The sequence below is a fragment of the Escherichia sp. XD33 genome (assembly GCF_019375075.1).
GTDB lineage: Bacteria > Pseudomonadota > Gammaproteobacteria > Enterobacterales > Enterobacteriaceae > Enterobacter > Enterobacter flexneri_A.
Genome location: NZ_JAENDM010000022.1, coordinates 41,037 through 55,725, shown reverse-complemented (window position 1 = coordinate 55,725; position 14,689 = coordinate 41,037). Strand labels below are relative to the sequence as shown.

Sequence of the window (14,689 nt, the reverse complement as noted above, 5' to 3'; positions counted from 1 at the left end):
GAAGTTATTTTACCAAAGCCGTCGACTATATCGAAAGTGTTGCAACATTTATTACATCCAAGTGAGCATGATGGTGAAAAAATTCAAAAAGTTACTTTTAGAGTTCATTGTAGCAGTTATGCTTTCGCTTTCTATACCTGGTATGGCTATGGCAGCAGATGCTGGAGTCCCTGGGGCTATGTGTCAGTCAGCTGGAGTGTGGCAGGGCTTGATTAAGAATATCTGTTGGAGCTGCATTTTTCCCATGAGGATAATGGGCATAGGGGCTGCTCCAGAAGGCGCTGCACCTTCACGTCCGGGTTGCTACTGCACAGATCAGAACGGCGTACCGGAAATAGGTTGGCAATTGAGCTTCTTTCAGCCGGTGAAGATTGTAGAAGTTGTAAAGAGCCCCTGGTGCAGCCCCTTTCTTGAAGGCACGATGCTTCAAAAATCGCAGTTTGATATTGGTAAAAGCAACACTAATCAGCCAATGACAGCAACTGAAGCCGGATTTTACGATGTTCATCTTTGGGAGTTCCCAATCATGACAATGCTCAAATTACTGATTATTGGCGAGTGCACTGCTGAACCCTATATAGATGCCAGCCTGACCTATATAAGCGAAGTGGACCCTATGTGGGAAAGTGATCTGCTTACACTCGTCCTGAATCCCGAGGCAGTAGTTTTTGCAAACCCAATTGCCTCAATGGTGTGCGCTGCTGACTGTGTAGCAGTAACAGCAGGAAAGGATAATCTCGCTGCATACTTTTGTGCCGGATGCGATGGCAACCTTTACCCATTAACCGGCCACATTTACGCAAATGATGACGCTGTAAGGACGAGTTCACTGATTACCCAGCGTCTTCTGACAAAACTACATCGCCAAGGCATGCTGATGCGAACGATGGGAGCAGACGCAATGTGTGAGAAAACGTGGGAATACTTTACACCACGTTCCCAGTATCGGCTTTCAATGCTTTTCCCTACTCCTGAGGCGAAGGGACCGGATTGCTGTCATCGTCTTGGTGATTCGGTACACGACTGGTCAACCCTTAAAGGTGGGCGCAAAAAAATAGGCAACGATAATTATGTCTATATGTTGTGGCGTTACAATGACTGTTGTGTTCGCTACGTTCCAGGCGTTTGATTTCTAAGGAGAAAATAAGTGAAACTTAGAAAAACAATCACCTCAGCGATTATTGCATCAATGGTTGCCAATACTATGAGTTGGGCTTTTTATGTCACACTCATAAACATGGTAATGACACCACGTGTTTACGCTGCTGACGCTATATTTGACCAGCTCGAAAATAATTTTAACCTTGCAAATCCTAACGCAAATCGCAATGCAACCACCAGTGCTCAGGACATTGTGGAGAAATACAAGAACGCGGATTCAGGCGAGAATGTCAGTGGGAAGATCACCGAGAAATACGTGGGTAAAGCCGAATCCGCTAATCTTAATCTCGGGAAGTATGGGGCAGGGAACTCTAATGAAAGTGTCATGAAAAATGCCGCATCCGATGGAAAGTCTATTGGTAGCGCCGTACAACTGCCGAGTATGTCTGGAGGGACAATCAATTCAAACTACACCAAGGAAGGGGCAAAGCTGCTCTCTCGTGATGCTAATGGCAACATTGGTATAAGCAGTAATCCCAATACTACTCCTGGAACCAAAACAAATACGGGAGAGATTTTCAGCTCAGAGCAAAAGCACAGCGATATAAAGTTCAACGCCGCAGATCGTTATGGGGATGAGGATGGCTTTGTTAACGATATAAAGAATCGGAAAAGCCAGTTATTTGATGCTCAAAGTTATGATGGCGTTGCCTACCGCACCCTCGTAAATGCTAACAAGGACAACCCGGCATCGTCTGTAAAGCCTAACGATCCCATGTTTACTGCGGGGAGAAATGAGATAACCAATGCTGTTGCTGGTACTGGAAACTGGCTTCAGAACTGTAATGTTGAGACCTCCAAAAAAACAGTAACCACACACCATCCTGATTACAAAGAGTTCTACTGTAACTCGCCTAAGCAAGATAACTTCAGCAGCTGCACGATAACTCGTGACTTCTCTGTTCCTGTATACATTTCAGGCGGAAACGGAGACATGTCGATGTGCGGCGATAATTGTGTGCGTATATGGTTTGGTCGCCGTGATGACAACTACTGGAGTGACGGGGTATTTGATAACGAACTGACATTAAAATTCCATCCGGATGCAAAATTGGCCTCAGCAAAGATTGTTAACGCGGAGTGGGATGACCACATGCGGGTAACACTTGATGGCACGCAGATTTTTGCTCACATAGATGGTGCATATCGAGAAAGTGACTATCCGGCTCCAAAGGGATCTTGGGAGTTAAAAAAATCGTGGAAACTCGACAAAGTATACGATGTAACTGAAAAGGTCAGAAAATCAGTTTATGAAGAACCTGATCGTGAAGTGACAATGGCATCCAGAGTCTGGGTTGGTGGGGGAGGTGAAGGGTACTTTGAGGTTGAGCTGACGTTTGAAAATATGAAGCTCGAAGATAAGCACGTCCAGGAACCAGCTGGTTGTTACGATGCTGTACAAACACCAAATACATTCTGCCGTTTCGATCGGTTTAAAGATATGGATGTTGGCACGAAGCGGCTTCCGGAAAGCGTGCTTTCTATGGCAAAGCCGCTGTATGAAGGCGATAAAGGCTTTCTTACCTGGAAGACTAACCTTGAAGGCTATTTTTGTGATCCATTGGCTAAAGACAAGATTTGCTCTTATGACGCCAGTGGGAAAATTATGAAAGACGCTAATGGAAAGGACCTCTGTTACAACTACGAAGAAATTAAGAGTATGCCTGATGCATGTAGTTCTTATAAAAATGATGCAGCATGTGTACTCGATAAACAAACATGTGCAGAGGGTTGGTTCGATGAGGGCACTAACAGCTGCTACATGTATGAACAGAAATACACCTGTGACAGAGGTAAGGATGTAGTTCGTGAGGTTGAATCTTCTACAAATGCCTGTGTTGGCATGATCCCATGTTCTGGAGGAACATGCGAAACTGGGCCAAAGGAAGAGAACAACGATTTTGGAAAAGTTGCGGCTTATTCAAACATGGTTCAGTACATGCAGGGCGAAGCCAAATGCGAAGACCCTAACGATGCCAATTCCTGTTCTGTCTTTGAAGGAAAACCTGAATGGTGTGGTCGTTCAGTAGGCTTTGTAAATGGCCTGGCAAAGACGGACTGCTGCGAAGCACCGCAGGGAACCGCAGGAGCACTTGAAGGTATCATGCTTGCCGGATCTATGATCAGAAACACTAACTGGACCAGAGTTAATGCTCAGCTAATAAAATGGACCGGCGGTGATACAGGTACATGGGCTTCTATGTCCAATGCGGTCGGTGAGTGGACTGCATCAGCTGGTAAAACAGTAGGGCAAATGTGGAACAATGTCACGAGCTCCTTAACGAGCGTATATGAAAACGTCGCTGGTAATCTAAGCAGGGCAGTTGGGTCTTCCGCAACTTCTGGAGGGGCAGGAGGTGCTGGCCAGTTGGCACAGGAAACAATGTCCAGCTTCGGTATAGGTCAGCTTAAGCAGATGGCAATGAAGAAAGCCTACGAATTGCTACCAGATACAGTTCGAGACTTTGTCTTTAAGAACGTTGCTACTACCGGAGGAGAGGTTGTCTTCTCGGCTGCGGTTCAAAACTTTATGCTTGCATTAAACGTGATCGGTTGGATTTATACAGCCTATCAGGTCACTAAAATGCTTTTAGAAATGTTGGTAGCATGCGACCAGAAAGAGATGGAAGCTTCTATTCATAAGAATCAAAAATCCTGTTTTACATTAGATACGGAACGATGCGTCAAATATCTGAATGTTGGTTTCACAAAGAAATGCGTTAAAAAAGCAACAGACATGTGCTGTTATAATTCCATGTTGTCACGCGTTATTATGCAACAAGCTTATCCGCAATTAGGAATAGACCCTGTCGCCTCTAATTGCGTGGGGCTATCAATAAAGCAAATACAGCAACTGGATTTCGATAAAATTGATCTGACGGAGTGGATTAATGATGCAGTTCAGGTAGGAGAAGTTCCTGATCAATATTCAAAATTCTCCGAAGAATCAATTGTGGAAAACTTACCATTCCAGAATGAGAACTATCAACTTCCATCAGAACGTACCAAGGAAGCAATGGGCGGTGAAGAAAATATGATAAAGGCCAGACAAGAAAATGCTCAGGCTATAAAAGAGGAAAATGTAGATTGTAGCTATTTACCTCGACCGGCCATATGTGAGGTAGGTTCAACTACGCTGGATCCGGTTACGGGCAAGCAGTTGCCGAAATATTGAAGAAGGGGCCGTTAGGCCCCTTTTTTAATTACTTGGCTTTCAATGTTTTTTCTGGGAAGCCTTTTTTACCGTATTCACCGGTAAAGAGGTAATAATCTTTTCCGTTGATGGAGGCTGCAACACCCCCTGGAGTTGTTGTATTTGGGCTATCAGAACGGAAAATGATACCCGAAAAATCAGCGCTTGTTTCGTTTCCTTTAAATGGGATGAACACATAACGAATTACAGCGTAATCACCAGCGGGAAGGTTTAGCTGAGGAGTTTCGGTTCCTGTTGCGGGGCGAATCGCCTGAAAGCTGTACATTGAATCTGTAGGGAAAACATCAGCATCAGGCTTAGAGGGCAGATCACAGGTACTCCATTTATTGACGACTGCCATATCAATTTTACATGTGGCCAGAGCTGCTTTCTGTTTTTCAGGGTTGTATCCAAATGAGGCCTGAGTTGCTTTTGTATGCTCAAAAACATACTTAGCTCCTTCACGTACCAAACTTTCATCATTGTAAGGCAATTTTTTTGGATTGGGGACGAACACTAGGTATTGATTGACCTGGATGTATTCGGCGTCAGAAGAACTGTACAAAGAGCCGAGGCTCATGATCCCAAAACCTTTTAGACCGCCTGTTACGTAGCCCATCGAACTATTGATGAGATACTTAGAAAGAAAGTTGTCGGCATCCCCTCCAGGAGTAACCTCTTGCTCCTTAAAATTAACGTCGAAACCAGCAAACGAATAGGCATTCTTGGCGACAGAATCATTTGCTTTAGCATGCCAGTACTGGCCGTGACTGTACGCATTCAGAGCGGTGCCTGGCGTAGTGCCGGTGTCACCGGCACAACCCGATAGGGAAAAACCAATGACGACAGAAGAGACCAGAGATACTAAACGTAAAAGTTTCATTTAAAGCCCTTTTTGTAATGTCTTTTGGAGATGGAACCATTATTCCATAGTCACGCGTTTCACAAACAACCTGATTGCATAAAAAAGGAAAAAAAGTGATTTCCAGTAGAACCAGCAGTACACAAGAAAAGCGCTTTTATAAAAATGTATAATTATTAAAACGAAGTAATGAGGTTGAAATGGGTAAGCCAACAGAAGAGCAAAGACCTGTTATCGAGAATGCTAGCGCAAACAATATGGTGATAGCAGCGCCTGGATCAGGCAAATCATTCACCATGATAGAAGCGGTTATATCGATTCTCAAAAAGTATCCATATGCAAGAATCGGGATGGTGACCTTTACTCGCGCTGCAACAAACGCACTTGCAGCAAAGTTACAAAAGCGATTGAGCAAGAAGGATCTTGACCGGGTGCTGGTGGATACTTTTCACGGACTCGTTAAGAAGCAACTGGACATGATTCGCTGGCCGGGAAAGATGTTGATAGGGCCAGCACAGAGATCTGTCATTCACCGGGCTTTGAAAGAATCCGGTGTAACGATGAAGTTTGCTGAAGCTGAATTCGTTATTGATGCTATCGGCAGAGAAATGGATACGGATGTGATTTCAGTTCGGCATAACAGACAACAGATCCATTTATTTAATACCTATCAGGCGTTATGCCAGAAAGACCATGTGGCGGACCTCAATGCTCTTTCAAAATTTGTTGTCGGTCAAATGCATTCGGGAAAAATGCGCACGTTAGATTTGACACATTTGATAGTAGACGAAGTTCAGGATACTGACTCTATACAATTCTCATGGATAGCATTGCATACAAGAGCTGGAGTCTATACGAGTATAGTTGGAGACGATGATCAGGCCATCTACTCCTTCAGATCCTCAGGAGGAGTCAAAATATTTCAACAGTTTGAAAAACACTTCAGACCTAACATATTTTACTTAAACACATGCTTTAGGTGTGAACCTGAAATTTTAGAGGTGGCCGGAGCACTGATAGGAAAGAATGTTTACCGTTATGCCAAAGAGTTACGCTCGGCAAAAAAGGGAGGAGGAAAGGTCACTTTTCGTTCATATGTAGATATGGAGGAACAGATACAGGGTATTTTAAGCCTTATAAATCAGGATCCACATGGATGGGCAATTCTAAGCCGCAATAATGCTCACTTGGATGAGCTAGAAAGTTTGATCGAACAGCCAGTAATTCGTTACGGAGGTAAATCATTCTGGGATGAAAAAGAAACAAGCGATGTGTTAAGCCTTATGGCCTTTTTCCGACAATCAAATGATCCTCGCTTAATGAAGAGAGTATTGGCATTGTTTGGAGAACAGGAATCAGTTTTGGATGATGTGGCATTGAGTATGAGAGGAAGAAAAGTTACTTTTGGCGACCTTGCCATCCCGGAGGACAGTTCTCTCGAAACAAAAACATTACATTCAAACTTCGTGCGCTTTACCCAGGAAAGTACTGATAAAGTTGAGATAGCAAAACGTTTCGCCAACCTTACGAAATGGATGGAATCGTCGTCAATCAAGATGAGGAGTAATAAAGGTACAGCAACCTTAACAAAAATTGCTTTAGACACTTGTAAACAGTGGGCAGAAAAGACTGGTTGGATGAATATGATCAATCGTGCTGCTGCAATGTCATTAGGCCCTAGGAAGAAGGACGAGGAATACAGCCCAGAGAAAGTAGTCCTATCAACCTTGCATGGTTCAAAGGGTCTTGAGTGGAATAAAGTAATAATAATGAGTTGTAATGCGGATCAGATACCAAGTAAAAGATCAGTTGGGGAGGAGGCAATAGAAGAAGAAAGACGTTTGCTTTATGTTGGATTTACGCGTGCAGAAAAGCAACTTTTTGTAATGTGGTATGGTGACCCTTCTTTCTTTTTAAGAGAATGCAGTGAAGAAAAGATAAAAGAAGCAGCTAATATTCGAATTTCTCCAGTTTATACAGAATAATTCGATATGGGCATTTACTTATGCTTAAAGCTATAGTATAAAAACAATGAGCTTAAATATCAGCTCCCAAATTTGAGTAACTTTGCTTAAAGTTACTTTCGCGTTAAGCGTTGATTTAGCCGTGAAAAGCGGCCAGCTTAAACAAGCTGTAAGACACCACCGGCAAAATGTCACCTTTGTCGCTGGTGCACTTCCCATGCCTGAAAAAGGCAATCTGAATTTACCAAACCGTAACTAATTTAGCTCCTCCTGGAGCTATTTTTGTTGCGTACTTCTAATGCCAGATAGTATAAATCAGGCGGTTCATAGCTTACGGGAGATGAATGACAGGCTTTGCCTTCGTGTTGAAACAAAAAATTGTTTCTTCCTTCTTACTATATATAGGTGACCCCAAATGTCTAAAAATAAAGCTCGCAGTAAAGCCCTTCATCAAACCTTTAGTGAAATTATTCCAGAGATGGATAAGGCGCTAAACAAACAGCTCTTAGAAGTTCTGATGAAATATACAGAACGTGATAATGAACTGATTGTTATTTTGAATGAGGACGGCCCAAATATCATTGAACTTAAGTCTCTTAAGCCTGTGTCTTTGTTGGCCGAAAAGCTTTCTGCTTATTCAAGCTATTATCATGTGGATGTTGTGGAGCTCGTGGTCAAGAAAATTGATTTCGAAGGAGCTTATAAGCTTCTTAAAGCTTCCCCAGATGTACCACTTTTTAAAAGCTTAACTGAACTGGATAAATATCTTGTTGAGGAGTTTGAAAAATACGGATTAAATTCATTTCTTGACGTGGATAATCTGGATTACTCACTTGAAAAAGCCAGTGAACTCAAAAATGAGCAGTTAATAAATTGGGTTTCGGACATCATTTGCAAACGTGAAAAATTAACTTTACGTAAGCGTTTTGATGTCGCAGTAAAGGCCCACTACGAAAATGTAGAAAAAATGTATGATACCATTCGTCCGTTAATGAAAAAACTGGGTTTCCCAGAAGATCTCATGACGCACACCTTTAGTGAGTTAAGCGTTTTTGAAACTAAAGGATGGGACCATGCAATAAAATCGAAAATTGAGACTCTCGCTAAGCGTGAAACTCAATATTTAGATGATGCGGCTAAAGCAGAGAATCGACGTCTTGTAACAGAGAAGTTGGAGAACTCTTTAGCGATTGCACCAACTAAACCAACAAGAAATTGGTTACATATTGCCGGAATTGCCTGTTTGGTAGTCTGCACGTTCATGTATGTAACTAATAAATTTATTTAATCCTGTTAAGGGGGAACCCTAACGGGGCTTCTCTTTGAACAAATCGAGGAGCGGAAAATGTCATATCTTGAATATATCAATGAAGTAAAAGTGTCCGGGATAGTTATCAGTGCTGTGGAGAAAAAAATGACTGACCAGAGTATAGGTTTGTTAATAAAGCTCAAAAATAGGATGAAGACAGAAGTTGATGGTGAAATCACTGAGAGAGAATTTTCAGTTCAAATCAAGGTGTCGCCTGAAATGTATTCAACCTGTTTCACTGGTATAAATCAGGGTGATGAGTTGATGGTCTCCGGTTATATTGTTGTCGATACTATTATGATTGAAGGGAGAGAACATCCTCTTGACTACATGAGAGTGGTAGCAACAAGTAAGTTGGCTCACATACCTAAACCTCTAAAAGGTTTTGGACAAAGTAGCTTTAATCAGATCTGACATTAAACCCACCCTAAAGGGGAGAAATCCCTTCATGGGATTTCTCCTTTTGGAGTCCCCATGAAACAAAAATTTAGGGCTACTGCAATAAGTAGTAATCAACTTAGTTTTTTTTCTATACTCGATATAGATGAAGATGAAATAACGCAAATAGTTGATTCACCCAAAGAGCATTTAAATGATGCTTACACGTCCGGATTAAACTTTAAATCAGAAGAAAGTAACATTTCTGAGATAAATTATGATTCTGAAAGGCGTGAAAATCACCTTTATGAAAAATCCAAATTACTTAAAAATCAGATTTTGCATACAATTAATTTTGCAGCAGAAACAGATTATCTATATACGGTTGAAGAATATAACCCAGATTTGGGTGGTCTGGTAATAGAATGGACCCCTGAGGATGTGTATGTTGTTTTTCTATCCGCTATGGAAGAGTCTTTGGAAATCATTAAAGAACTAGTGTTGAGGAGAAAGTTATTCTTCAAAGATGACAATGGTAATATCACAGTGAATCCACTTTTAGAAGCTGAAACACGGTGGTATATGTCAAAATCATTTGAATACACTTGTTTATGTCATGGACTTGATGCATGTGAATTTAGAGCGGAATTAAAATCATGGCTCTATTATCATTCGCATCGTTCGATTAGTGAAAACACGAAATTAGCTGAATGCAGGAATGATGATGAAATCATTTTGCATGATTGCAATGACGATATGGGCTGGGACATCTTCTTTGATCAGGATTATTTAATGTCAGAAAAAAAACTGGCTGTTAAATGGACTGACAGGGAAATTATGGATGTTTACATAAAAGCTTTTAAATCCACATTAGAGTTGTTTGACGAGCTTGTTTCATGTGATCTGTTAACTAAACGAAACGCTTTTGGCAAGTTAGAAATCAATCCAATATTCGAAAATCATTTTGAATGGATCATGTCTGAAGCTTTTGAAATAGTGGGAAATCATCTTGGTTATAATGTGCCTCAAATCAGGAAACTGATGGCAACTATTTGCCAAATGAATCTCAAATAAAATGCCACTGGCAAACATCTGCCAGAGGGCGGTGTTTGCATTTTACCGGAGTTAAAAATGTCTAATGCCGCTATGAAGTTAAATGAAACATCTTCTGATGCTTATGAAAAATTAGAAGCTCTTCTTTCCCCGGATGTTATAAAGTTAAAACATTATGTGGATAAAGGTGAGTATCTTTTAGTTCTAGCAAAGGACCTTTTTGGTATTCCAGAAATGGATCCAAAGATGGCTGTGCCTGTTTTCAAAACTAAAACCTCGTATCGAGCTCCGCTGAACAAAGACTACATACCAAATCCCCGAATACTTGAACAAGTGGTTAAACTGCTTATCAGTCCGGATATAGATTTAAGTGTGTGTCTTAAAGGTGAGTCCGGTTCTGGCAAGACTGAAATGGTAATGTACATTAGCCACATGATGAATTGGCCGCTGACAATTAAGCAGATCAACAGCAATATTCGAGTTGATGAGCTTGAAGGTGAGCGCAGTCTTAATGGTGGTAATACAGGTTTTGTACACAGCGATTTGGTAACGGGATTTCGTAATGGTCACCTCATTCTTCTGGATGAAGTGGACAAAATCGATCCTGATACGGCAGCAAAACTTCACATGCCCATTGAACGTAAGCCCTGGTCACTCAGTGCTAATGGTGGTGAGGTTATAACTGCTAATGGCTACACGCGATTTATTGGTACTGCAAACACAAACATGAGTGGAGGCGCTCGCCGGTTCGTTTCTTCTCAACGTCAAGATGCAGCTTTTATAAAGCGGTTCTTGATAGTTGAAATGGAGAAGCCCGACAAAGTTGCTTTAACCAATGTGCTTACTAAACGATATAGCTCTTTGCCTTTTCAGGTCATTGAGAAGTTCGTAAGAGTAGCGATTGCAGTAAATGACTCTGGTACAGAAGACAGTGTGATGGATATTCGTCAATTAGTAGCTTGGGTTGGCACGTCGATGACGTTAAAAACCTTTAGTCTTCTTGACACTTTCAAAATAGCTTTTGCTTCTGCTTTACCTTTACATGTGGTCGATCTTGTTCTTCAAGCTATAGATCTTTCTCTTGGCGAAGACAAGGATAAATCGCTGGAGTATTTCACAGCAAAAAAGTCGAGTTAGATGGGATTTGTTATGAAACCTCTGATATTTGTATCTCAGAGTTATCCCATCTTGAATTTAGTGCGTTTTTAAGTACGGATGGTGCTGCTACCATTGCTATAGCAAAAAACGGAACTAATTTTACTGGACTTATGCAACTGAATAACGACTATTCTTTATTGTTTTATCATGATGGTAAAATAAATATGGAAGGTCTGATTAAACAAATGGAATTAAAAGGTTATATGTATCAGGGAGCAATGGGCAATGATGATGTTGTTGCTGAGTTTCCCGGTATTCTTTTAATTTCACCAGAGAAGCTTTAATATCAACCCTATCGGGAAATCTTTCCCGTTGGGGAGGGTTTCCCCTTTTTTTTGGAGAAACCCATGACTTTAAATACTTCAATGCTTAACAAAGTATCTGCAAAACAAATCTCTGAGAATTTTGCAAAATCATATCCAGATTTACTGGAAGGTGCAGTTATAACAAAAATTGAAATAAGTGGCTGTCAAGGATCGCGTCGAACCGATAAAATCGATTTGTCTTATGATGGAGATGATATTACGGATCAAAAAAGCGTATCTAAAAGCGAAGTACGCTGGATTGACATAAAAGCCCTTAGCTTCAAAAGTACGATTACCAGCAGAATATCAACTCTTTGCTCACGCTTGTGCATCCGCTATAGCAATATGTGGATTTTACCAGTATCCAGTATGGAAGAGTTTCTGGAAGGGGCCCAAGAGATTGAACGAGAGTTTCAGGCAGGTATTCAAAACGTTGTAGACAATTATGAGATGCATATTGAGGCTGAAAAAAATAGAAGCCCAAGAATGTCTTCTTTGATTGATCAGTTGAAATTAACTAAAGATGATTTCATAAAATCCTTTAGATTTAATATTGCTCACTTTATTCCTTTTACGCCTATTAGCGTTGAAGGTGATGAAACCCAGGACTACTATCAGGAACAATTGATAACAGATCTGGCAGAAGAAGCAATGAAGGTTTATGAAAAAATTAGCAAAAATAACAATTTGCGCTCAAGTACTATTGACCGACTGAAGCAAATGCAAAATAAGATCATTAGCTTCATGTTTATACATAAAGAGGCGGCAGTACTTGCAGAAGCTATAAAACACATAATGAATAATTTACCTAAAGGTGCCATTTCTGAACCTCGCGACGTTGCGGTGTTACAGCAGTGGTTTTATTTCATGAGTGATGCTTCAATGTTAAAGCGTATTATTTCAGGAGAGCAAAAGGTTACTGACTGGTTGGAATCTATTACCAGATCATTTAATCAAAGCTCACAAACAGAACCGAACGCGCTACAGAACACAGGTATTGAAGCTATTTTAGATTCAACAAATGTGTTCCAGGTTGAACCTGTCGTAGAGAACGATATAAATAACAGCACGTTTTCAAACACTGATCCTGTAGCTGAACCTGAGAAATCAGTTTCGCAACAGGAAGACAATGTTGAAAATGGTTTTGATATCGAGCTCAAAGGCTGGTAACTGTTTGCTTTATTAAAAACCCCAGATGGGTACTTCACCATCTGGGTGAGTACCCCTTTTTTATAAAGAGGTATTCTATGAAATTAGATCTTAAATCATCACCGCGCCATATTAAGCGTTTACAGAATATAGCAAAAGTCATTAGCGGCTTAGGCGATGTAAGAGTTGTAATAGACGACAATACCAAAGGACCGTATTTTGATCCTGTAAATAAAGTTTGTGTTTTACCAAACGGCGATTATAGCGATGATGACTTTGTCAGTCTGATTGAAGGTTTTACCTGTCATGAAGCTGGTCATGGTCGCTATACCGACAGCGAGGTTTACAGTGACGCCTTTAATAGTGTTCTCAAGTCATCTGAAGGGTTTACACGCTTCGATGACGGAATGAATGCAGAGTTTGAGAGCCTCGCTGAGAAACGTAAAGCTTATAGCAGGGCAAAACGTCTTACCGGGCTTATAAATCTGTTCGATGATGTACAGATGGAAGAGAAGGTTGGTAACGATTATCCGGATGCAAAGCGGCGGCTTGCAGCCACTTACGCACTGATGGTTAAAGCCGGAAGGATGACTCCTGATATATCTTCTCGTCCGGAAAATCCTGTCCTATTTATTGAGTGGTATCTGCTTAACTCATTGCGAGTAAAAGTCCTTCAGCAGGCAGGTCACAAAGAAACACTCGATCCGTTTTTTGACTATGCCCAAAAGATACTTTCTCCAGTAATTTCTGATGTTGAGGAAATTTTTCATGATGCTCTTGGTTGTGAAAATACTCAGGGCTGTGAATCCCTTGCTCGTAAGACCCTGGCTCTTTTAGAGAGACTGCGGGATGAGGCAAGGGAACAACAGCAGCAGACAGAGCAGGAGGAGCAGGAGGCATATGATGAATCCGAGACCGATACCGATACCGATACCGAATCAGAAGATAAATCGCTTGAGTCGACTGATAGTCGTGAGGATGATTCTGAGGACGATAGTGAAGGTCAGGCAGATACTTCCGATAACTCTGATCTTGCTCAAGAGGGATGTTCTGAGCCTTCAGAACTTGCTGAAGATAACGAGGGAAATAATGAACCCACCGGTGGCAATCCCACAGGTGATAACATTATTGAAGACGATACTGATGCGATTAACCCTTCCGAGAGTGAATCAGATGAAGCCAGTTCGACTAACGTTGAAGATGAAAGTAACTTTTCATCGGCTCAATGGGAGATACTGGCAGATTTGTTGGATGCCTTTCTTGGCAGTGATGAGGATAGCGAAGATTATCACGATGCTTTGGCTGAAGAGATTGAAGGTATTGCATCAAAAGTATCCGATGACGTGAAAGCCGAATTCGGTGCTTCTGAATGGGATATCCCTGATCTCCTTATCGATTTGAATGTTTACAATGAGGCTTTGTCTCTGAGTCATTCAATCGGTAGCGACTTGTCTGTTTTACAGCAGGTTAAAATGCGTGGCCGAAACAAAACTCATGAGCGTGGAATTACCTTCGATGGAAATCGATTAATTCTGTCACCAATGGGAGTTCGTGATGTCTTCAGAGCTCAAAGCGAATCTAAAAATAGAGGGCATGTTGGCCTCGTATTAGTTCGTGATATTTCAGCGTCAATGGCTAATGATGAAAGATATATTCATGCCATTAAGTCAGATCTTGCTTTATCGATGGCCGCTGAAAGTTTGTCAAAAATGCATGTCTCCAATATAGTCTTTCCCTTCAAGGAAAGTGAATTTGAGATTATCAAAACGTTTGATCAAAGCGTTGAGGAATCTCTATCGAAATTCACTCTTGGATGTAAGGGTTATTATACCCCTACGGGATCGGCTTTAATGGCAGCTGTTGATCTGTTACTTGACAGCCAATTCGATAGGAAAATAATTTTTCTTATAACTGATGGTTATCCGAATAAATCGGAATTTACTATCGGCGAAGTTATGGAAAAGGCTAAATGTAATGGAATAGAAATCGTTGGTGTTGGTATTAAGACTGATGAAATAATTGGTTTTGAAACGGACACTTTCGTAACAGTTGATGATACTTCTTTATTGTCTATTGAAGTCAGTAAGCTAGTTCATCAAATACTTTCTTAATAAACTCTACCCAATCGGGGCAAAAGGCCCCGGTGGGTCTTTTTGC

General features: G+C 41.1%; 11 protein-coding genes. 10 read left to right on the top strand and 1 reads right to left on the bottom strand.

What is annotated here, in order from left to right; genetic code table 11:
• Positions 1 to 73: 73 nt before the first annotated feature.
• Positions 74 to 1,129 (top strand): IncHI-type conjugal transfer protein TrhU, encoded by a 1,056-nt coding sequence (gene trhU, locus K0778_RS14480; protein ID WP_181196458.1) that lies wholly within the window; start codon positions 74 to 76, stop codon positions 1,127 to 1,129.
• An 18-nt stretch (positions 1,130 to 1,147) separates the two neighbouring features.
• Positions 1,148 to 4,336 carry an IncHI-type conjugal transfer protein TrhN gene (gene trhN, locus K0778_RS14475; protein ID WP_161997268.1) on the top strand — a complete coding sequence of 1,063 codons (3,189 nt, stop codon included), beginning with the start codon at positions 1,148 to 1,150 and terminating at the stop codon, positions 4,334 to 4,336.
• Between the two features lie 28 nt (positions 4,337 to 4,364).
• Here the strand turns inward: trhN and K0778_RS14470 are convergent, their stop codons facing one another.
• Entirely contained in the window at positions 4,365 to 5,237 is an 873-nt protein-coding gene (locus K0778_RS14470) for a hypothetical protein (protein ID WP_072692375.1), read from the bottom strand.
• Positions 5,238 to 5,416: 179 nt separating this feature from the next.
• Between K0778_RS14470 and trhI the strand changes: the two genes are divergently transcribed.
• The 8 genes from trhI to K0778_RS14430 all read left to right on the top strand — a co-directional run bounded on the left by trhI (position 5,417) and on the right by K0778_RS14430 (position 14,643).
• Positions 5,417 to 7,201 carry an IncHI-type conjugal transfer helicase TrhI gene (gene trhI, locus K0778_RS14465; RefSeq protein ID WP_042634277.1) on the top strand — a complete coding sequence of 595 codons (1,785 nt, stop codon included), beginning with the start codon at positions 5,417 to 5,419 and terminating at the stop codon, positions 7,199 to 7,201.
• A gap of 394 nt (positions 7,202 to 7,595) precedes the next feature.
• Positions 7,596 to 8,468, top strand: a complete 873-nt coding sequence (locus K0778_RS14460; protein WP_000041927.1) for a hypothetical protein — start codon at positions 7,596 to 7,598, stop codon at positions 8,466 to 8,468.
• 57 nt (positions 8,469 to 8,525) lie between these two features.
• Positions 8,526 to 8,903, top strand: coding sequence for a hypothetical protein (locus tag K0778_RS14455; RefSeq protein ID WP_000120822.1), 378 nt, complete (start codon positions 8,526 to 8,528; stop codon positions 8,901 to 8,903).
• Positions 8,904 to 8,963: 60 nt separating this feature from the next.
• Complete coding sequence (locus K0778_RS14450; RefSeq protein ID WP_042634278.1) at positions 8,964 to 9,941, top strand: hypothetical protein; 978 nt, start codon at positions 8,964 to 8,966, stop codon at positions 9,939 to 9,941.
• A 57-nt stretch (positions 9,942 to 9,998) separates the two neighbouring features.
• Positions 9,999 to 11,057, top strand: coding sequence for an AAA family ATPase (locus tag K0778_RS14445; RefSeq protein ID WP_000063335.1), 1,059 nt, complete (start codon positions 9,999 to 10,001; stop codon positions 11,055 to 11,057).
• Between the two features lie 131 nt (positions 11,058 to 11,188).
• On the top strand, positions 11,189 to 11,362 hold the full coding sequence (locus K0778_RS14440; RefSeq protein WP_001176647.1) for a hypothetical protein: 174 nt from the start codon (positions 11,189 to 11,191) through the stop codon (positions 11,360 to 11,362).
• A 63-nt stretch (positions 11,363 to 11,425) separates the two neighbouring features.
• Positions 11,426 to 12,553 carry a DUF3150 domain-containing protein gene (locus K0778_RS14435; RefSeq protein WP_000174395.1) on the top strand — a complete coding sequence of 376 codons (1,128 nt, stop codon included), beginning with the start codon at positions 11,426 to 11,428 and terminating at the stop codon, positions 12,551 to 12,553.
• A gap of 77 nt (positions 12,554 to 12,630) precedes the next feature.
• A complete protein-coding gene (locus K0778_RS14430; RefSeq protein ID WP_072692376.1) occupies positions 12,631 to 14,643 on the top strand; it encodes a VWA domain-containing protein in 2,013 nt (670 codons plus the stop codon).
• Positions 14,644 to 14,689 lie beyond the last annotated feature (46 nt).

What these genes read in the sequence shown, in the direction of transcription:
- K0778_RS14470 (WP_072692375.1), bottom strand. Translation starts at nt 5,237, where the DNA reads ATGAAACTTTTACGTTTAGTATCTCTGGTCTCTTCTGTCGTCATTGGT.
- trhI (WP_042634277.1), top strand. Translation starts at nt 5,417, where the DNA reads ATGGGTAAGCCAACAGAAGAGCAAAGACCTGTTATCGAGAATGCTAGC.
- K0778_RS14460 (WP_000041927.1), top strand. Translation starts at nt 7,596, where the DNA reads ATGTCTAAAAATAAAGCTCGCAGTAAAGCCCTTCATCAAACCTTTAGT.
- K0778_RS14455 (WP_000120822.1), top strand. Translation starts at nt 8,526, where the DNA reads ATGTCATATCTTGAATATATCAATGAAGTAAAAGTGTCCGGGATAGTT.
- K0778_RS14450 (WP_042634278.1), top strand. Translation starts at nt 8,964, where the DNA reads ATGAAACAAAAATTTAGGGCTACTGCAATAAGTAGTAATCAACTTAGT.
- K0778_RS14445 (WP_000063335.1), top strand. Translation starts at nt 9,999, where the DNA reads ATGTCTAATGCCGCTATGAAGTTAAATGAAACATCTTCTGATGCTTAT.
- K0778_RS14440 (WP_001176647.1), top strand. Translation starts at nt 11,189, where the DNA reads ATGCAACTGAATAACGACTATTCTTTATTGTTTTATCATGATGGTAAA.
- K0778_RS14435 (WP_000174395.1), top strand. Translation starts at nt 11,426, where the DNA reads ATGACTTTAAATACTTCAATGCTTAACAAAGTATCTGCAAAACAAATC.
- K0778_RS14430 (WP_072692376.1), top strand. Translation starts at nt 12,631, where the DNA reads ATGAAATTAGATCTTAAATCATCACCGCGCCATATTAAGCGTTTACAG.